General features: G+C 58.1%; 17 protein-coding genes. 12 read left to right on the top strand and 5 right to left on the bottom strand.

The features are described 5' to 3' along the window. The first annotated feature begins 294 nt into the window (after positions 1-294). The 9 genes from AB7783_RS26685 to AB7783_RS26645 all read left to right on the top strand — a co-directional run bounded on the left by AB7783_RS26685 (position 295) and on the right by AB7783_RS26645 (position 10177). A complete protein-coding gene (locus AB7783_RS26685; protein ID WP_441279259.1) occupies positions 295-1221 on the top strand; it encodes a formylglycine-generating enzyme family protein in 927 nt (308 codons plus the stop codon). Continuing rightward, positions 1214-3598 carry an arylsulfatase gene (locus tag AB7783_RS26680; RefSeq protein WP_175365849.1) on the top strand — a complete coding sequence of 795 codons (2385 nt, stop codon included), beginning with the start codon at positions 1214-1216 and terminating at the stop codon, positions 3596-3598. Before AB7783_RS26685 ends, AB7783_RS26680 begins: the two co-directional genes overlap by 8 nt. Before the next feature lie 125 nt (positions 3599-3723). Next, positions 3724-4071 carry an HdeA/HdeB family chaperone gene (locus AB7783_RS26675; protein WP_089267559.1) on the top strand — a complete coding sequence of 116 codons (348 nt, stop codon included), beginning with the start codon at positions 3724-3726 and terminating at the stop codon, positions 4069-4071. A gap of 65 nt (positions 4072-4136) precedes the next feature. Beyond that, on the top strand, positions 4137-4958 hold the full coding sequence (locus AB7783_RS26670; protein ID WP_441279258.1) for a DUF2092 domain-containing protein: 822 nt from the start codon (positions 4137-4139) through the stop codon (positions 4956-4958). Next, on the top strand, positions 4955-5248 hold the full coding sequence (locus AB7783_RS26665; RefSeq protein ID WP_441279257.1) for a hypothetical protein: 294 nt from the start codon (positions 4955-4957) through the stop codon (positions 5246-5248). The genes AB7783_RS26670 and AB7783_RS26665 overlap by 4 nt, the downstream gene beginning before the upstream one ends. A gap of 266 nt (positions 5249-5514) precedes the next feature. Then, positions 5515-6594, top strand: a complete 1080-nt coding sequence (locus tag AB7783_RS26660) for a SphA family protein (protein ID WP_441279256.1) — start codon at positions 5515-5517, stop codon at positions 6592-6594. A 608-nt stretch (positions 6595-7202) separates the two neighbouring features. Then, complete coding sequence (locus AB7783_RS26655) at positions 7203-8024, top strand: acid phosphatase (RefSeq protein WP_441279255.1); 822 nt, start codon at positions 7203-7205, stop codon at positions 8022-8024. A 76-nt stretch (positions 8025-8100) separates the two neighbouring features. Further along, positions 8101-8949, top strand: coding sequence for a hypothetical protein (locus tag AB7783_RS26650; protein WP_441279254.1), 849 nt, complete (start codon positions 8101-8103; stop codon positions 8947-8949). 187 nt (positions 8950-9136) lie between these two features. Next, a complete protein-coding gene (locus tag AB7783_RS26645) occupies positions 9137-10177 on the top strand; it encodes a DUF1254 domain-containing protein (RefSeq protein ID WP_441279253.1) in 1041 nt (346 codons plus the stop codon). Positions 10178-10430: 253 nt separating this feature from the next. Here AB7783_RS26645 and AB7783_RS26640 read toward each other — a convergent pair whose 3' ends face one another. Next, on the bottom strand, positions 10431-10697 hold the full coding sequence (locus AB7783_RS26640) for a DUF3325 family protein (protein WP_441279252.1): 267 nt from the start codon (positions 10695-10697) through the stop codon (positions 10431-10433). Positions 10698-10890: 193 nt separating this feature from the next. On the opposite strand from AB7783_RS26640, the gene AB7783_RS26635 reads away from it, so the two are divergent. Together AB7783_RS26635 and AB7783_RS26630 are read left to right on the top strand one after the other, a co-directional pair. Then, positions 10891-11244 carry a hypothetical protein gene (locus AB7783_RS26635; RefSeq protein WP_441279251.1) on the top strand — a complete coding sequence of 118 codons (354 nt, stop codon included), beginning with the start codon at positions 10891-10893 and terminating at the stop codon, positions 11242-11244. 1293 nt (positions 11245-12537) lie between these two features. Further along, positions 12538-12765 carry a hypothetical protein gene (locus tag AB7783_RS26630; protein ID WP_441279250.1) on the top strand — a complete coding sequence of 76 codons (228 nt, stop codon included), beginning with the start codon at positions 12538-12540 and terminating at the stop codon, positions 12763-12765. 85 nt (positions 12766-12850) lie between these two features. On the opposite strand, the gene AB7783_RS26625 is transcribed toward AB7783_RS26630, so the two are convergent. The 4 genes from AB7783_RS26625 to AB7783_RS26610 form a co-directional block, all read right to left on the bottom strand. After that, positions 12851-13540, bottom strand: a complete 690-nt coding sequence (locus AB7783_RS26625) for a hypothetical protein (protein WP_441279249.1) — start codon at positions 13538-13540, stop codon at positions 12851-12853. 224 nt (positions 13541-13764) lie between these two features. Next, the gene (locus tag AB7783_RS26620; protein WP_441279248.1) at positions 13765-15036 is read right to left on the bottom strand and encodes a glycosyltransferase family 4 protein; all 1272 of its coding nucleotides are present in this window, start codon (positions 15034-15036) and stop codon (positions 13765-13767) included. Positions 15037-15054: 18 nt separating this feature from the next. Beyond that, positions 15055-16188: a radical SAM protein gene (locus AB7783_RS26615; RefSeq protein ID WP_441279247.1), complete on the bottom strand. Its 1134-nt coding sequence runs from the start codon at positions 16186-16188 to the stop codon at positions 15055-15057. A 1-nt stretch (position 16189) separates the two neighbouring features. After that, a complete protein-coding gene (locus AB7783_RS26610) occupies positions 16190-17392 on the bottom strand; it encodes a glycosyltransferase family 4 protein (RefSeq protein ID WP_441279769.1) in 1203 nt (400 codons plus the stop codon). 518 nt (positions 17393-17910) lie between these two features. On the opposite strand from AB7783_RS26610, the gene AB7783_RS26605 reads away from it, so the two are divergent. Further along, positions 17911-20052 carry a type I secretion system permease/ATPase gene (locus AB7783_RS26605; RefSeq protein WP_441279246.1) on the top strand — a complete coding sequence of 714 codons (2142 nt, stop codon included), beginning with the start codon at positions 17911-17913 and terminating at the stop codon, positions 20050-20052. Positions 20053-20054: the final 2 nt, after the last annotated feature.

Raw genomic sequence — 20054 nt, 5'->3', positions numbered from 1 at the left:
GAATTCACCTGCAAATGACATGATCGGCCGCGATTGGCGCGAAGTGGCAAGACGGCCGGCCCTCGTCTGCACGAAATGACCCGGACAGGGTGCACCTGTCGATCGGAAGGCAACCGGGCCGGGCGCAGGCCCCGGCTCCCCCAAGATTCCGCCCACGGAACGTCGGCACCGGCCCGGCTTTGCTTCCACCTTCACAATGAATCCGGCAAGTAAACTGGAACCACCATATTGAGAACGCTGACCTGCGCAGAAACGGCTCAGACGGATTTGCGATCGGAGCGTGTACGAGACGGCATGATCTTCGTGAGTGCCGGAACGTTCTGGATGGGTTCGGATCGGCACTACCCCGAAGAGAGGCCGGCTCACCCCGTCAGTGTCGATGGGTTCTTCATTGACGAGACTCCTGTCACCAATACTCAGTTTGCCGAGTTCGTGGCCGCAACCGGATATCCCACGGTTGCCGAATCCGTGCCCGATCCAAAAGATTATCCCGGCATAATGCCGGAGATGTTGTATGCGGGCTCGCTGGTTTTTCGCGAGCCGACCGGGCGTGTCGGTCTTGATGACTGGTCGCAGTGGTGGTCGTTTCTCGAGGGCGCCAACTGGCGTCGTCCCTATGGTCCGGTTAGCAGCATCGAAGGACGAGATGATCATCCCGTCGTCCACGTCACCCACCAGGACGCGCTGGCCTATGCACGATGGAAGGGCAAGGATCTTCCTACAGAAGCCGAGTGGGAGTTCGCCGCCAGAGGCGGTCTCGAACAGGCCGAATTCGCATGGGGATCGGAGTTAATCCCCGCTGGCCGACATATGGCCAATACCTGGCAAGGATCGTTTCCGACGGTCAATCATAACCAGGACGGATACGCCCGCACGTCACCTGTGAAAGCCTTTCCGCCCAACGGATACGGTCTCTACGACATGATCGGAAACGTCTGGGAGTGGACATCTGACTGGTACTCTTCGCAGCACGAAGTAGACATGACGAAGGCCTGCTGTGTACCCAGGAATCCCCGTGGGGGGCTTGAGTCTGCCAGCTACGATCCATGTCTCCCCGAAATAAGAATACCGCGGAAGGTCCTCAAAGGCGGCTCGCATCTGTGCGCCCCGAATTATTGCCGCCGCTATCGGCCTGCAGCTCGCCATCCGGAAGCAATCGATACTTCGACAAGTCATGTCGGGTTCCGATGCATTGTTCGAGACGGAGAATCGAATGAATAAGCCTATTAACAATCATCTCAGGACACGCTGGTTGGGCGTGAGCACGACTCTCCTGTTGTTGGGAACGCCCGCTGTCGCCCAGGAATCGCTGCCGTTCCCGCCCACGCCATCAGGAAGCAAGGCTGGTCCGACGATCGCGCGGTCGACCTACAACCCGGTGCCGCCGCAATCGCGCCTTCCAGCCAATGCACCGAACATCGTCGTCATCATGCTCGACGACGTTGGTCCGGCACTCCCCAGCACCTATGGCGGCGTGATCAAGACAGACACGTTGAGCCGTGTTGCCGAAGGCGGCGTGTCGTACAATCGCTTCCACAATGCGGCGATGTGCTCCCCAACGCGCGCAGCGTTGCTGACCGGGCGTAATCATCACCGCGTGGGGTTTGGCCAGATCGCCGAACTGGCAAATGATTGGGATGGCTACTCCGGCCACATCCCGGCGACATCCGCGGCCGCGCCGAAAGTGCTTGGCTATTACGGCTATGCGACGGGTGCATTCGGGAAGTGGCACAACACGCCGGCGAACGAGACCACGGCCGTCGGTCCCTATACGAACTGGCCAGCGGGGCGCGGCGTTGGTTTCGACTACTTCTACGGCTTCCTTGCCGGGGAATCCTCCCAATGGGAGCCCGCGGTCGTTGAAAACACGGTTCGCCTGGATCCATCCGCGGGCAAGAAAGAATATCACTTCACCGAGGACATGACCGACAAGGCTGTCTCATGGATCAAGCAGGTCCATGCGCTGACGCCGGATCGTCCGTTCTTCATGTACTGGACCCCTGGCGCCTCCCATGGTCCGCATCACATTTTCAAGAACTGGGCGGACAAATATAAGGGCAAGTTCGACGACGGCTGGGATGTCATGCGCGAGCGCGTCTTCGCCCGTCAGAAAGAACTCGGATGGATACCGAAAGACACCGAGCTGACGCCGCGGCCAAAAACGCTTGCGGCATGGGCCGATATCCCCGACGAGGAAAAGCCATTTCAGCGTCGGCTCATGGAAGTGTTCGCCGGATACACCGAGCATGCGGACGCCCAGGCCGGTCGACTGATCGATACGCTCGACGAACTCGGCATTCGTGACAACACCCTCATCTTCTACGTCTGGGGCGACAACGGGTCGAGCGCCGAAGGTCAGAACGGGACCATCAGCGAACTTCTGGCACAGAATGGCATTGCTTCCGAGATGAAGGATCACCTCCGCACCCTGAAGGAGCTGGGCGGCCTGGATGTGCTCGGATCGCCCAAGGTCGATAACATGTACCATGCCGGCTGGGCTTGGGCTGGCTCTACGCCTTATCAGTCCACCAAACTGATCGCCGCGCATTTCGGCGGGACGCGCTCGCCGATGGCGGTTTCCTGGCCAAGCAAGATCAAGCCGAACAAGACACCGCATCCGCAGTTTCATCATGTCAACGATATCGTGCCGACGATTTACGACATCCTGAAAATCACTCCGCCGAATCTTGTCGATGGCGTCACCCAGGATCCGCTCGACGGCATCAGCATGGTCTACTCCTTCGGGGCGCCAACCGCGCCCGGACAGAAGAAAGAACAGTATTTCGAGGTGATGGGCAGCCGCGCGATCTATAAGGACGAGTGGATTTCTTCCGTGTTTGGACCGCGCATCCCCTGGAAGGCAGGTCTCGATCCGGCGATCGCGCAATGGACGCCTGAGAACGACGTGTGGGAACTCTACGATCTTCGAAAGGACTTTTCGCAGGCGAAGGATATCGCGTCTGCCAATCCCAAAAAAGTCGAGGAGATGAAGAAGACGTTCGATGCAAACGCGAAGGCCAACAAGGTCTATCCTGTCGGCGGCGGCCTGTGGTCCGTTGTCTTCCATCCCGAAGACGCGCCATCCAATCCGGCCAAGGTGTTCGACTATACGCAGGAAGTCGTTGCCGTTCCGGAGTTCACCGCACCGAAACTCGGGTCACGAAGCAGCCTTGTCAGCATCGACGCAGAACTGAAGCCGGACTCGAAGGGCGTGCTTTATGCACTGGGTGCGATCTCGGGAGGGATTTCGCTGTGGGTCGAAGACGGCAAGCTCAGCTTTGAGTACAATCTGTTCGAGATAGAACGGACAAGGCTCGATACGACCGCTCCGCTCCCGACCGGAACGGTCAAGATCGAAGTCGAAACACACGTGGCCAGCAGCGTACACGCAGGTCCTCTCGACATCGTCATCCGCGTCAACGGCAAGGAAGTGGCCAAGGGCCGCGTGCCTCGCTCAACCTCGCTCGGGTTTACTGCCAATGACGCTTTTGACGTCGGCCGTGACAGCTATTCGCCAGTCTCGTTCGCATATTTTGACCGCAAACCATTTGCGTTCAACGGAAAGATCAACCGTCTACGGGTTGAGTATCTGAACTGAGTGGCTTGATCCCATCAAGTCATCGTCGGCCAGGAGCGGAGATCGAAGGTGTTCGCCGCTCCTGGTCGAGAACGAACGTCACCACCCCTGCAGATAACGCCTCCTGAATCACGAGGGAAAACTCAATGATGAAGAAACTTGCTTTTGCTCTTGCTGTTGCGTGCGCAGCACCGCTGGGCTCGGCTCAAGCCCAAACCGAATTGAAGGCCTATGCCGATGCGGATGGCTACATCAACGTGCAGAAGCTGACTTGCGCGCAGCTCGCCGGAACGTATCAGGAAGACGCGAACTTTCTCGGCGTTTGGTACAGCGGTTGGTACAATGGCCTCGGAAAGAAGTCTTCCATCAACTTGCCTAGAGTTCGAGAAGGCATTCACGAATTGATCGTCTACTGCAAGGCCAATCAAGGCACGACGATCATCAAGGCCATCGATGTTCTTCTGAAGGCTGAAAAGGTCCGCACTGCCAAATGAATGTTGGTCCCCCCATCATTCCGACTTGTCGGCCCAGCTAACTAACAATTGACAGGAATCATCTCTTGAAAAGCCAATCCAGAACGCCCTTGAATGCGGCGCGCCGTTCGATCCGCTCTGTTGCCGCACTCCTGATCGCGTCGGGTTTATCTGCGACATGCATCGGAGCTGGCGCTGCCCACGCGGATGATGCTGCATCGATCCTGCGCGCAATGTCCGACTACATCGCGAATCAAAAGAATGTTTCGATATCGTATGATTCCGATATCGAGATCATGACCCCGGACATGCAGAAGATTCAGTTTGCCAGTTCCGGGCAACTCACCCTCCATCGGCCGGACAAGCTCCGCGTGACACGGACCGGCGGCTACGCCGACGTTGAGCTCGTGTACGATGGCGCCAATTTCACCGTTTCTGATCGTGCCCGCAAAGTCTACGGGCAGATGCCTGCCCCCGGTACGATTGATCAACTCGTCGACAGCATTCGTGACAAGTCCGGCATCGAGGCGCCGGGTGCCGATCTTCTTCTCGCCAATTCCTATGCAGCCTTGATCGATGGAGTCTATGACGCCAAGCATATCGGCAGGGGCGTCATCGATGGCCATGAGTGTGAACACTTGGCTTTCCGTACGCCGGATGCCGACTGGCAGATCTGGATAGAACCAGGCGCGACGCCGATTCCGCGCAAATACATCATCACCACCAAAAAGGTGACGGGCGCGCCTCAGTACACGCTCCGAATTAGCAGCTGGAAAACCAGCCCCGACACCACTGCCGATACATTCGCTTTCAAGCCGAGCGCAGACATGAAGAAGCGCGAGATTCAGAATCTCGGCCATATCGATGAGATTCCCCCAGGAATCAGCCCCAGCGGAGAGAAAAAATGACTGGATTGAAAAGCAAGCTGCTGAAGATCGCCCTCGGAACGAGCGTGGCCATCCTGTGTCTGTCGGTCAGCGAACAGGCGTCGCTCACGCGTGGCGGTACCTTCATGACCTCGGCTGAGGCACTCATCGGAGCTCCGCTCACACCCCTGAGTTACGCCGGCGTAGCACGGCGAACGACGCGCCGAGCCATCGTGGGCGGAGCAGTCGCGGGTGCAGCCGTCGTAGCCGTGCCACCCTCTTGCGTTCAGGCGGTCGACGTCTACGGCCGAATTTATAACCGATGCTACTGATCGCACTCTGACCGAGAGCTATTTCAGCAGGCCGTTGTTGTCGATCCACGTCGAACAGTGACTACTACGGTGTTCTCAACGTTCCTGAAAATGCTGGAGCGCGCTCCCATCGGAAAGCGCTCCAGCTTTTTTTGACGCATCCCGTCTCAGAGCGAATGCGTTTGTGCTGGAATGGCCCGATTCAAGATCGGGTCCCTTAGCGTGGTGTAGCTTTTCGATGTAAACGCAACACCCTGCGAATAATGTAAGTAGCGCGGGAATTCGGTGTGACGAATATCGATTTGCGCGTATGTCGATCCAGTTTTGATTTGTGCTGTTTTGCCACGCGGAGTTTGTTGATGCGCTTCTCTTTGACGATGACGGTCGCTGCCAGCGCCATGCTGTGCTGGTCACAAACGCCAGTCATAGCAGCTGAAGGCGGCGTAAGTGTCTCCCTCCTCGGGTCACACGCAACCGGCGCAGGCATTACGCCGCCGCCTGGCGTCTTCTTTCAGAACGACTTCTATTATTACGACGGCAAACTCAGCGGCGGTCGAACTCTGCCGACCGGTGGTCTTCTCGTTGCAGACGTCTCGGCCCAGAGCTGGATCGAATTGCCAACAACACTCTGGGTTACACCTGCCAAGATTCTCGGCGGCAATCTCGCATTCTCGTTGACGGTGCCCGTTGGTGAGCCGCGCGTGAATGCAAATCTGCTGGTGAACTCGCCGCGCTTCGGGCCGATCGGTGTCGGCGTGACGGACAAGAATGCTAACCTCAGCGACTTCTTTCTCCAGTCCTTTGTCGGGTGGCAGTCGGGCAATTTTCACTGGCAGCTCGGCGTCGGTGGTGTGATCCCGTCCGGAACGTACGTAGCCGGTCAACTGTCGAACGCCTCGCTGAACAGACCCGCGCTCGACGTCTTCGGCACTTTCACATGGCTAGATTCTGCCATTGGCTGGGATCTCTCCGTCGCGGCGGGCGTCACCTTCAACCAGACCAACACGGCGACCGACTACAAGAGTGGCGATGAATTCCACCTCGAATGGGCAGCAACAAAATACATCACCAAGGAATTCACGCTCGGGCTCGTCGGTTACTATTACCAGCAACTGACGGCGGACTCCGGAACAGGCGCGAGGCTGGGCGCCTTTGAAGGTCGTGTCATCGCACTCGGCGGCTCGATTGGATACACGTTCGAGGTCGGGAAGCTCCCGATTTCAACGCGCCTGAAAATCTATCGTGAATTCGATGCCGTGAACCGCATGGAAGGCACTGCCGGATACTTTACCGTGTCTGTGCCCGTCGCGTTGGATACCAATGTAATGGCGCTCGCCGATGGGCGCTCGATAAAAACCAAATTCTAGCTCCTTCAACTGGGAAGCCTCCAGGCTTGTTCTTTGTCGATGTTCTGAGGAACGATGGATAGGATTGATGACGGGCATATCAGTCAGGACACACCGGCTCACAAATTTCGAAGAACTCAATGCCGCCGTTTATGGAGCACACATCAGCGGGAGGTAGAGATCGCTAAATGGCTTGACCGGTCGCGATTGGCGCGAAGTGGCAAGACGGTTGGCCTTCGTCTGCACGAAATGACCGGATAGGATTCGCCTGTCGATCAGAGGCAATCGGGCCGGACGCTGGCATCGGCATCCGCGAACAATCCGCTCCACGGAACGTCGGCACCGGCCCGGCTTTGCTTCTGCCTTCCCAAGGATTCCGACAATTAAACTGGAACCACAATCTTTACCGCCTCCGCTTCGATTGCTTTTTCACGGGGCAACTGGTTGTGCCGAAAAAGTCAGGTGGCAACCATGTTCAGAGCACTGATCATTGTAGCAACCTACCGCTTTTGATCGGCGGCTCTGACTCACCTTCTAAGGGGCGGCTCGGTCAGATGACGGGAACCCGCATTCGAGGAAACTCAGTCGCCTGATGATCCCGGCACTCTTGAAATAAATAGGGACTATCCATGACCGCAAATCTGGTTCGATCCGCAGGCGCATCCATCTTCGTGCTGCTTATGATTTGCGGGCAGGCCGTCGCGCAATCGAACGAAGCCCAATCGAAGGTCACCGATCCCCATTTCAAGATAGCGCCCGGTTATCTGAAGCCGGCCGACCTGCCGAACAGCCTGGTCCTGCTCGATCCGCCCCCCGAGAAGGATTCGGCCGCGCTCGCCAGGGACGAAGAAGCACGCAAGGTAACGCTCCCCCTGCGCGGCACCGACCGCTGGAAGCAGGCCTCCACCGACGCCGATCTTGCCTTCCCGCAGGCCGCCGATAATTTTTCCTGCGCGATGGGGATCAAGATCGACAAGGAACAGACCCCGCGCCTCTATGCCATGATGCAGAAGATGCTGTCCGACTTCGGCCTGTCGACCTATGGCGTGAAGAACAAGTACAACCGCACCCGCCCCTTCGTCGTTCACAACGAAGCCACATGCCGGACGGATCAGGAAGCGATCCTGCGGACGGACGGCTCCTATCCGTCAGGCCATACGGCTGCGGGATGGGGATGGGCCCTCGTCTTCGCGCAGATCAATCCCGAGCGTTCCAATGAGTTGTTCACGCGCGGCATCGCTTTCGGCCAGAGCCGCGTGATCTGCGATGCGCATTGGCAGAGCGATGTCGATGCGGGCCGCATCATGGGGGCAGCGACCGTCTCGCGCTTGCAGACCAACGCGGCCTTCCTTGCGGACCTCAAAGCTGCGAAGGTGGAGGTAAAGGCAGCGAAGGCGAGGCGCGCTGCGCCGGTTTGTGCGGCCGAAACAACAGCCTTGTCCACGCAATAAGCGGGCCTCGACCTTGAGCAGCAGACGTCTTCGACCGATCTATGGATGGCTTCTGGTTTGCGCCGTTTGCATCGGTGTGACCGATGCTGCCTTCGGCCAGGACGACAACGATCAAGCGGTTCAATTCACCCCGCCAAGCGTCTATCTGGATCTCCGAACCACCTACGCGACAGCCCCCGGCGGTGCGATCGGAATAGGCTTCGGCAACACGTCGCTGTTTTCGGTTCTGGGGGCGATCGCGCTTGCGGCCGGCCACACGCCATCGACCGTGCCGCCCCATAAAAAACTGCCGGCGGTGCACGCGGTCACAGTCGATATCCCGCTCACGGTCGACCTGAACGATCGGGTGTCGGTCTATGGCGGTGTTTCAGTGAACGCCAACACGATGCCGCTCGGCGGCTGGACGGATATCGACATCGCGAGCTGGAATGTCGGATTTCAGGCCGATCTCTATAAGCAAAACGGTGGCATGCTCCCCACCATCACCGTGCAATCGACCATCACGCAATCACTGCCGAGCGGGCCGTTCGCGACGACGAATTTCAACAACGTTATCGAGTTCGACTATGCATTGGACGAGGATCAGACGAGGGGGCTTCTCCTTGGCTTCCAAGACACCCGCGTCGCGATCCAAAGCGCATCAGCGGAGGTCCGTCCGAGTATGATCGGATATGCCGGTGGCTACTACCAGTGGCCAAGCAACTGGAAAATTTCCGCGCGCGTCGGCGTGCAATCATTCGGCGGCGTTGAACTCCTGAACCGTACGCTGATCCAGCCCTTTACCCAGCCCGTCCTACGCCTTGACCTCGACCGAATGGACGACAACGACAATCGCTTGTTCGGTTTGATGGTGCAGATCCAATGGATCCCGCTGCCGTCTTATCAATTGACGTTCAGGACGCCGCTTTATCTGACGCAGAACTAGCCAGCGCCCCCCACGCGGTGTCGGATGTCCATTGGCGCGAAATGGCAAGACAAGTGATCCGAGATGCTCGAAACGCTCGGAGGCAGTGCCTACCGATTACGCGTTGATCGCTTGGATGGCATTTAAGCTTCAAGGTGCCGCGCCTGTGGAATGCCCCTGCGTCGCCAGTCAGATTGAATGAAGAGGTATGTCGATGTTTCGCTCGGTTGGGATTGGTTTCGCATTGGCTTCGGTCGCACTGGCCGGAGGAGCGTTCGCCCAGGCTCTGGACGGCAAACTGCCTGTCACCGTCGATAATTTTGCCCGCGCCGAGACCGACCGCTACCTCGCGGTGAATGCAACGGCCATCGGCGGGCTCGGCAAATTCCAGCACTCGCGGGAGCCCGTATCCATCGACAAACAAGCGGTGATCCGAATGAACCGGGATACGCTGTACTCATTTGCGGTGTTTGATCTTGCTGGCGGGCCCGTAACGCTCTCGCTGCCCGACACGGGCAAGCGCTATATGTCGATGATGGTGGTCGATCAGGACCACTACCTGCCAATCGTCGCCTATGGCACGAAGCCGGTGACGCTGACGCAGAAATCAGTTGGTACGCGATACGCCTTTGTCGCTGTCCGAACGCTGGTTGATCCCAACGATCCAAAGGATCTCGCCGAGGTACACAAACTTCAGGATGCCATCAAGGTCAGCCAGAAGAAGACAGGCACGCTGGACCTTCCAAACTGGGATCAGGAGAAGCTAACCGACATCCGCAATGCGCTGCTCGCGCTCGCAAAATATCAGACGTCGTATCACGGTGCATTTGGAGCCCATGGCCAGGTCGATCCGATCCAGCACTTGATTGGCACGGCCTCCGGTTGGGGTGGCATTCCGGAAAAGGACGCCATGTATCCGAGTTTCACTCCCGCGAAGAACGACGGCAAAACGGTCTACACCCTCGATGTGCCGAAGACCGTGCCGGTGAAGGCTTTCTGGTCGATCAGCGTCTACAACGCAAAAGGCTTCTTCGAGAAAAACGCCTACAATGCCTATTCGATCAACAACATCACCGCGAAGAAAAATGCGGACGGCTCGGTCAAAGTCCAGTTCGGCGGCTGTGACGGCAAGATCCCGAACTGCCTGCCGATCGTTGAGGGCTGGAACTACACCATACGGCTTTATCGCCCTGAACAGCCCATCGTCAGCGGCAAGTGGAAACTTCCGGAAGCCCAGCCTTTAAACTGAGACTTATCGGGCATGCGGCGACCTGACGAGGGCGCGCGCAGACAAAGCGATAGACAAAATCCGACTGCAACGGGACAATCGATCCGTCTTAGTGAACTGGTTCGCTACATCCAGACTGACGGGGCGCCTCGCGCGGCGACTTTTCCCCGCACGCACACCACGCCGTTATGAATTGAATCGGTTCGGACGCGTCCGCACCTTGACGGAACGACGTCCGCTTTGCGCCAAAAGCTGTCATGCGTGGCACTCTGGATCAGTATTCAATCGTGCGGCGGCGGGCGTGCGTCCGAACATATCTGATCAACGCACAGAGTACGATACCGGCGGCAATGCTGCTATGACCGCTGAACATTACGAGGCCTAGGCCCCACCCATGCGCGGTGGCAAGAACGCCGAGTGCGAAAAGCAGAGCGCAGGTGCCGACGACGCGAAGCACTCGCGTCGTCGTTAAGGGTAGCGACCCACCGATGATATCGCGCTGGCCGTTGCTGGCGGCATCATCATAGACCGGTCCCGCCATTGCGATTCAGGGCGCTCGGAAGACCCGGTCGGTTCCGAACGCGACCCGATGTCCTGGTGTGAAGTATGTCACAGAACGGTAGAGCGTCTTCCTGTACCGGTAACCAGCCGAAATTAGCCATCTGCAAGATCGCCTCCCGGTCAGGCGACGTGGCTCTAAAAGTGCACTCTACGGTGAACTGGTGGGGGCTTTCATGGGTAGCAGCGATCCTATCTATTCTGTTCGCCAACTAGCTGACGATCAATTTGCGATCGAAGCCAAGTGGTCCACGGGTAAAACAAAATTGCTGACTGGATATTTTGCGTGTCACGCGGCCGCATCCCGCTTTGCGAGTCGATTGCACGTTAAACCGTCGGCTTCAGCCCGCGAAGAGGTTGCGGAGACAGCCTCTGACTCCGGATACACCGTCGACTTCTTGGCCTTCAAGCACGGTCTCGCGCTAGAGCAGGCGAGCCAACTAATTCGCGAGGTCGGAAACTCTCGTAAAACGCTGGATGCAGCAGTCACGGCATTACAGCAAAACCGTGCTCGGGCTTTGCAGCCATAGGCTCATGCCGTGCAGTACCTAGGGACAGGTTTCTCGCACAGCGAGCCAACGCAATCGGTTTGGGCGGAATCGCGCGGGTCACCGTCAAGATGCGTGTGGCGTCGGGCCGCGTCTGCTTTACCTAGCGCCATTCTATCGATCGCCGCGATCATTTCCGCTTGCTCGTGCGAGCTGCGCATGGCCACGCGCTGATGCGCAGCCAAACGAGGTCCCATTATCGGCGGCTTTTAGTCACGATGAAATGCTCGTTGAACGCACTAGCGACACGGTCCGCCTGCTCCGGCTCACTGCCAGGCTTCAATAGTTCAGCCATCCGCCAACATGAATACGCGCCAATGGAACGTTCTACGAAGTATTACCGAAGTTCCCTATTTCCTGAGTGCAAGCGAGAGGGCCGATCCTGAACTTTATGCTTTGATCCTGAACGGCTTGGCCTCCTGCCGCTCGTCCGTACCAAACGGACAATCGCTGCTGAGTTTGATCGCAACGGGGGCCGGGACGACCCTGGTCAAACGTTACGAGAAAGAATTGATGAGTAGGCTCAAACTACAAAGGGCGGCGATGTCAGCGTAGCGCTTTGGGCCTTACGTTCGCAGGGCCGCCGCAGCCCGAAGTCACTCCACGTCTTCACGCCGTCGGCACGGTTACCAACCTTCGTAGGTAGGACCAGACTTAGCAGGCTGAGTGCATGTACCCCTCAGAATAAAGGGTCCTTTCCCGGGATGGGGGTACATGCGATGCCGCCGCAGCCCGAGTTCATCCAGCTAGTCACGCAATAGGGCACGGTTAACACCCTTCATAGGTTCAAGACCGAACTTAACAGGCCCTGCATATATGCCTCAGAGTGAAGGGTACTTCCAAGGGCGGAATACTTGCGCAGCCGCCGTAGCCCGGCTGCTTTTCCAATTACGCAGAGCGCAAGACACGGTTGACCGAGTTGGTGAGGGATAATTCGGTTGACGGTTATTACTCATCTGAAAGCCTAATATCTACTTCGCGCAGGAACGATAATCGCAAGATTACGCGGCTGAGTTGTACTATATTCGAACACGCCCTCACGGCATCAGCTTGATTAATACAAATTTGGTGCTGTATTATAATATAGGGAATTTTTCACTGGTCACACGGCCTTTCGGAAGCGATAGCGAACGTCAGCAGACTACGAGCACGTTAGTACGACCGATGAATTTGGGGAATGCGGGCTTACTGGTGATGTTCGCCATGGGCCGATACGGGCCAGCAGCGATCTATTCTGTTAACCGTCGGTCACGAGACCGTTGATTTGAGCAACGCATGCGCAAGACGGTAATGACCTCGAACGAGATTATTCAAACGATTGCATCAGAAGTCGTGTGCCGGTTCGGACCATGGCCCACTGACCTCGACATTTTCGTTTTTCGAATCGCATGCGGGTGGGAGTGCTTGATTACTCAAACCGACGATCCCGTCGCGAGTGGGTACCGCGCTGCGGCGCTCAAGATCGGAAAAGCTTTGGAAGTTGTCATCACCCTCAAAGAGTGATGAGCATCCGCCCAAGCTCCTGCGCGCTCCATTCCGGCACTCAAGACCGGCCTCCTGCCCCGATCGCCTGGACCAATCGGCGGCGTCAGCCCTGCATCTGCTGTTCAAAATTCCGGATCATCACATTGTGCCGCTCGATCAGTTCGAGAAGAGCAGGCCCGTGCGTTTCTGTGATGATCGCAAGGACCGCCTCCATGCCTTCGCATCGATCTTGCACCCGCAGCAGCAGTTCGGATCGCGCCCGATCGGAAACGGCTGCCAATGGTGGCCACTCCCGCGGGCTTCGGCTCGCAATTTCCGGATCGGGCGGCCACATTTGCGCAACGTCGTACGCCGCGGCCGTGCCGGAGGGTGCCGCAACCAGCCACCGCACTCCCGCGCGCTCCACAATGCGATCGAGCTCGATCGGCTCTTCATCCGCCGAAGTTACGTGCAAGAATCCGTTGAACTCGTCCGCGAGCCGCCGCAAACCTGCAGAAAATACGACTTCCAGATAGCGTAGATGTGTAGTCAAAACCCGCTGATGTGCGATCTCTCTGATATCGCCGGGCGGGGGCGGCGATTGGGCGAGGGCCTTGAGCACAAATGCGTCATCGTGGAGCGCCTGAATGCCGAACAGCGCGTCGAGGATGCCCGCCAGACCTTCGCTGACTTCGACGACTGCGGCCCTGAGATGCTGGGGTATGTAAACCGCGTCGCGCGCCACCATGCCACGGACATAGACGTCCGCACTGCACGCCAGTCGCTCCAACAGCGAAGCGACGTTGTCTTGCATTCCCAGACCTGACACCAGGATGTCACTCGTTCCGGAGCCCAAATTGGGTGCGCCGAACGGCATGCCCAGTCAGGTCGACCTGGAGCCTCACCCTGACCGCAATATGTTAGCATAATCGGCTCACCCAACCAGTCGAATTTGCGTCTCCATCACGGCGCCGATCCACGGCGATGGCCAAGACGGCTCGAGCCCGCCTCGATCGCCACGCCCCTCGTCCACCTTCCTCAAGAATGATGCTGCAGATCGGTGAACGTCCCCTCCGCGCGTGCGCGCACCATGGCCACGTCGGACGTCAGCAGAATGGGCAGATGCATCTCCGGATTGCGCAATGGCAACGCGAACTGATCTTCCGGAATGGTTGCGGATGGCTGGATCGGCCGCTTCTGACCGAGGGCAGCGAGATAAACGTCGGATGTTCTCGTTGCGATGTCATTCCAGTCGTAGCGTCGAACATTTTCACGGCGCACGGCCTCACGTTCCGCCGCGCCCTGGGCAGTGGCCGTCAGTGCCGTGATCTTGGCACCGAGTTCCTGACAATTACCCACCTCGAAAATGCGCGATTGATCCGACACCACCTCGCAATTGGACGGGATATCGCTCACCAGAACCGGCAGTCCATAGCTGAGCGCTTCGAGCAGGACGATGGGCAGTCCTTCATGTGATGACGGCAGCACAAACAGTGCCGCATGGGCATAGAGCTGCCGCAGCGTCTCACCGCTCTGATAGCCTGCCATCACGACATCCGGCTGCTCCTTGGCTTCAGACGCTAGGCGATCCGCATAATCATTCTTGTGATCGATGCGCCCGACAATCGCCAGCTTCAGCCCGCTGCCATTCAGCTCTCGAAAGGCATGCAGCAGATCCAGTTGCCGCTTCTCCGGCACGAGGCGCCCGACGGTCAGGACGTAGCGCCCCGGCTCCAGCCCGAGCTCCCGGATCTTGTCAGTATCGAGCGGCAACTCCGAGAAGACGACGCCATTGGGGATGACGTCGCATGATTTACCGTACTTCGCCTCGATCAACTTTCCGATGCTGTGGCTGACGGCGATTCGCTTGTGTGAGAAATACATCCCCACCGCTTCGCCGGCACGCAGAATGTTGCGGGCCACCCATCCCCATTTCTCCCGATTGTAGTCTTCTCCATGATGGGTCACGACGACACGAAGCCCGAAAAGGCGCAGCAGCGGCGTCACGATCGCGGGACCGATACCATGGATATGAACGATGTGCGGCCGCCGCGTCGCAGCCACGACCGCGCAGATCATCGAATGCAGCAACGTCTCGAGACGCACGTTACGCACTGTCCACAGCCGCAGAATCCTGACGCCTGCAAACTTGCCCTTCTTCTTTTCCATATATGGGGACCGCACACATGCGGTGACGTCGTGACCAAGCCTGACGAGGCGCGGAGCGAGATTCTCGACATGGTTCTCGATGCCGCCCTGCACCTCCGGAAACCCGCGAAAACCGAACGTGTAGATCTTGCTTCTACTCACAGCAATCCCTCCTCGCACCTAGTCATTGATGAATGATTTTAGCGGGTAGTGTTCGTCCGCCGTCACTCGTCCCTTGACGAGCTTCGCCTTGACGGTCTGATTCAGAAATGACGGTCGATTGATCATCGGCGACGGCTTTGCGTCGCTATAATCGATGTAGCTGTCGAAGCAGATCTTCTTGCCCATCGAGACCTTCGCCTTGTTCTTCAGGACCCACATCAACGGTTCCTGCTTCGGCATTTGCGGCACGATGCGCGAGCGCATCGCCGTGCGCGCCGTGGTCACCATCCAGCAATTTTGCGAGCAGCTCGCGACTTTGCGCATTGTCTGACGGGCTTGTTCGCTGTTCATGATCTCGTCCCATGATTGCCGCGCCAGATTGCCGAGCGGCAGATCCGACCGGACATTACATGCCCAGACATCGGACCACGGATCAATGAAGGCGAAGTCCTTGCCTGCGCTGCAGGGAATCAAGCGGTCGTGCCCGAGGATTTTCTCGATCAGACCGAGATTCAGATAGGCGCGGAACCAGTTCTTCGGCTTCGAGCTCTTCAGCAGGGCCTCGACCAGACCTTCGACCTTGCGGGCGACCGCGCGGCGATCATAGAAGTAATTGTCGTTCTTGTAGAACTGCCACGCATTGTGCAGCGTGGAGGTCGCCAGCTCGTAGCCCTCCCTGCGGGCAAACTCATACACGTCCACCAGCTGATCGACATTTTCGTCCTGAATGACCATGGCGAAGCCGAGATCGGTTCCGCCCGCCTCTTTCAGCATGCGCAGCCCGGCGACCTTGGTGTCGTATCCCCCTTTCTCGCCGCGGATGGCATCGCTCGTTTTCTGATCGCCTTCGACCGAGAAACGCACCTTGATGTTAGGGTATTTCTTGATGATCGGGACGAGACGCTCGGGATGTAGCCCGTTCGATGAGATCTCGAGCACCCGCGCCTTTGGATACAGTAGATCAGCCAGCTCACCCAGATCCTTCCGGAGCGTCGGCTCGCCGCCAGAGACGTTGAGATTGTCGAAGCCGGACGGCAGCCTCGACAGCGTCTCGAGGGAAACCTCTTCGCGCGGGTCCGTTGGATTCTGCCAGATATAGCACATCTGGCATTTCGAATTGCAGCGAAAGGTCGAGATGATTGTGAGATCCATTTTACAGTCCAGCCTTACTCTGTCTGCCGAATTGGGATGCAACGGATTGATACAGCGTCAGCAAAGCTGCGCCGTGCGCTTCCAGGGAATGGTACTTTTCGACCATCCGCCGGGCTTCCGCGCCGAGGCGTGCGCGACGCTCGGCATTGGTCAACAGCGCGCGTATGGTGATACCCAGCTGCGCGTGATCCTTGGGGGTGAACAGCAATCCGGTTTGGCCGTGCCGGACCAGTTCAGGAATCCCGCCGATGCGTGAAGCGACGACCGGCTTGCCGTAAGCCATCGCCTCAAGGATCGAAACCGGGCTGTTCTCGTTCCACTCCGACGGCACGACCACCATCGATGCCTTGCGGATAACATCCGCCAGATCGGCTCCGCTGAGATGCCCCGGAAATTCGGCGGCCGGATAGCCCGCCTGTAATTCGGTCAGCAGCGGTCCCGTTCCCGCCACGATCAGTCGCCACGCCCCTCCTTCGGCGGCGTGCGCTTTCAACAGCGTCGAGACACCCTTTTCTGCGGACAGCCGGCCAAGATAGAGAACATATCCGCCGTCCTGCTTTGACGGTTCGATCAGGGATGCATCTATTCCATTGGGGATATGAACTACTTTGTCGTCACCGAAGCGGCGGGCGACTGCGTCGCGCATAAAGCAGCTCGGCGCGATGAATTTGCTGACATTGTGATAGCTTCCCGCCAGGGAATGATAACGCGCTTCCGCCCATAGCAGCGCGCTCTTGCCCAGCGATCCATCTGCGCATCGCTTCTGCAACAGCGCTTCGAATTTTCCATCATTGCAGCTGCTGCAGACTGCGCCGTTGGAGAGTTGGGTATAGACGGGGCAGATCGGCTTATAGTCATGCAACGTCAGAACGACTGGTGTCCGAAGCTTGACAGCGGTGTTGATGATGGACGGCGTCAGTTGGTGATAGATATTGTGGCAATGGAGAATATCCGGTCTCTCGTCGCGAATGAGCCTTGCGATGCTGTCGACAGCCTCCTTTGAGCGTATCAACGAGGCCACCGACTTGAGCTTGCTGATGCGCGATCCCGCGCGGTAGTTCTTCCCGGAGACGAAATATGGATCGAAACGCGACGGAAGATTGCGCGGATCGCGCATCGAAAAGTCGACGATGTCCAGATCGCGCTGCTTGAGCCACGCCATCTCATCGAACATCACCGCTTCGGAGCCACCGTTCCGAAACATGAATTTGTTCGCAAACAGAACCTTTCTGACCGCATCGGTCGACCGGCCTGATCTGATCGCGCCGATGCTGGCAGATAGATCTGATGTGAAATCTTGCGCACGCATGACGGACAGCCGGCGCTGTGCCGCGTCCGACCGCGCTGCGTCCGCACTGCGGTCGAGCGACGACGTGATCATTGCCCGCGCTCCCGCTCAAGATCTCGCTTCCGTGACGTGGAGATCCTTGTGATGGCGGCAATTGGCGCTCGATTGAACAGCATTCACTTACCCGCCTTCTCGCATTGTCCGACGTCGAGATGCATCGACACCTCATGGACTGTAGGCGGAGGTCCACGCGTGATATTGACGGCGGTCAAATCCCGATCACGTCATGGTTTATGCTGCGGATCAGTCGATCCCTCGGCGATTGTCGGGATCGCCCGTCCATCTCTGTCACTCGCAGGACACGATCGTCACGAGCGACAGAAAATTGTTCAGCATCGTCAGCCTGACGGGCGTTTTGCAACAACGAGTGAACGATGCGTGAAGGCATCCAATCCGACACGCCACTCGATGAGGGACTAATTGCCCTTGTCATGATGCTTCGGTTTCAGGGGTTGAGCATTGACCCGGAGCGCATTCGCCATCAGTTCGGAAAAAAATCGATCGGCGTGGTCGAAATGCTACGCTGTGCGAAGGAGCTGGGCCTGAAGGCACGTGTCATTCGCAGTAACTGGACGCGTCTTTCGAAAATCCCGATGCCGGCAATCGCTGTCTTGAAGAACGGCAAGTTCATGCTTTTCGGCAAAGCCGAGGGCGTGCAGCTTATTGTGCTCGAGCCGGGCAGCACCCAACCGAGGGTGATGTCCCGCGCTGAACTATCCGATATATGGGAAGGCTCGCTCGTACTGATGACGAAGCGCGCATCGCTGTCGGACCTATCCCGGCGATTTGATATCGCCTGGTTCATCGCTGCGATCTACAAGTATCGGAGTATGCTCGGCGAAGTGCTGTTGGCGTCCTTCTTTCTGCAGGTCTTCGCGCTGGTCTCGCCGCTGTTTTTCCAGGTTGTCGTCGATAAGGTGCTGGTTCAGCGCGGAATGAGCACGCTCGACGTTCTCGTCGTCGGCCTCCTGGCGATTGCGTTGTTTGAGACGATCCTTGCGATCCTGCGCACCTATCTTCTGTCTCACACGGCAAATCGCATCGATGTGGAGCTCGGCGCCCGCCTGTTCCGTCACCTGCTTGCGCTCCCCATCGGCTACTTCCAGGCCAGGCGGGTCGGCGACTCGGTCGCGCGGGTCAGGGAGCTAGAAACAATCCGAACCTTCCTGACCAGCTCGTCATTGGCGATCGCGATCGATCTCTTTTTCACCCTGATCTTCATCGCAGTCCTTTTTGCCTATTCATCACTCCTGGCCTGGATCGTGATCGCTGCTTTTCCGGTCTATATCGCGATATCTGCCATCGCTACGCCGCTTTTCCAGCAACGACTGGACGAGAAATTTCAGCGAGGCGCCGAAAATCAGGCTTTTCTAGTCGAAAGCGTGACCGCGATCGAGATGCTGAAGTCCATGGCCGTTGAGCCGCAGATGCAGCGTCGCTGGGAAGAGCAGCTCGCCGGCTACGTGGCGTCCAGCTTCCGCGTCCTGACTCTCGGCAATTACGCCAGTCAGTCGGTCCAGTTCGTCAGCAAGGTCGTCAGCGCCATGGTCCTTTATTTCGGTGCGAAATTGGTGATCGACGGCTCATTGACTGTTGGTGAGCTCGTGGCGTTCAACCTCCTGGCCGGCCGCGTCAACGCTCCGATTCTGCGCCTTGCCCAGGTCTGGCAGGACTTCCAGCAAACCCGGCTGTCGATCTCGCGGCTGGGCGATATCCTGAATGCGGTGCCCGAACCGACCTTCGGCTCGAACAGAATGTCGCTGGCGACTATCAGGGGCGACGTGGCGTTCGAGCACGTCTCGTTCCGTTATCGGATCGATGGCCCCGGCATTCTCTTCGATGTGTCCTTCAGCTGTCCTGCGGGGCAGGTAGTCGGCATCGTTGGGCCCTCGGGATCCGGCAAGAGCACCCTGGCTAAACTGGTGCAGCGCCTCTACGTCCCCGAGGCCGGACGCGTGCTCGTCGACGGTATCGATATAGCGCAAATCGACCCCGCTTGGCTGCGCCGCCAGATCGGTGTCGTCCCACAGGACAGCATCCTACTCGGCGGCTCCATTCGGGACAATATCGCCCTGGTCGATCCCGCAACGCCGCCAGACAAAGTAATCGAAGCCGCTTCACTCGCTGGCGCCCACGACTTCATTCTGCAGCTGCCGGGCGGCTATGACACCACGGTCGGCGAACGCGGCAGTACCCTGTCAGGCGGACAGCGCCAACGCATTGCAATTGCGCGGGCTTTGGTTACCGACCCCCGCATTCTGATCTTTGACGAAGCCACCAGCGCGCTTGACTATGAAAGCGAACGGGTCGTGCAAAATCACATGGCCCAGATCGCCCGCGGCCGTACCGTCATCATCATTGCTCACCGCCTGTCCTCGCTGAGAATGGCGGATCGCATCCTCACGGTCGAGAATGGCCGCATCGTCGAAGATGGATCACATGACGAACTCATCAAAGCCAATGGACGCTACGCCAAACTGCATCATCTGCAGGCCGGCTTCCAGCGAAGCCCATAACA

Source organism: Tardiphaga sp. 172_B4_N1_3 (assembly GCF_052076035.1).
Lineage (GTDB): Bacteria > Pseudomonadota > Alphaproteobacteria > Rhizobiales > Xanthobacteraceae > Tardiphaga > Tardiphaga robiniae.
This window is presented reverse-complemented; position numbering and strand designations above follow the sequence as displayed.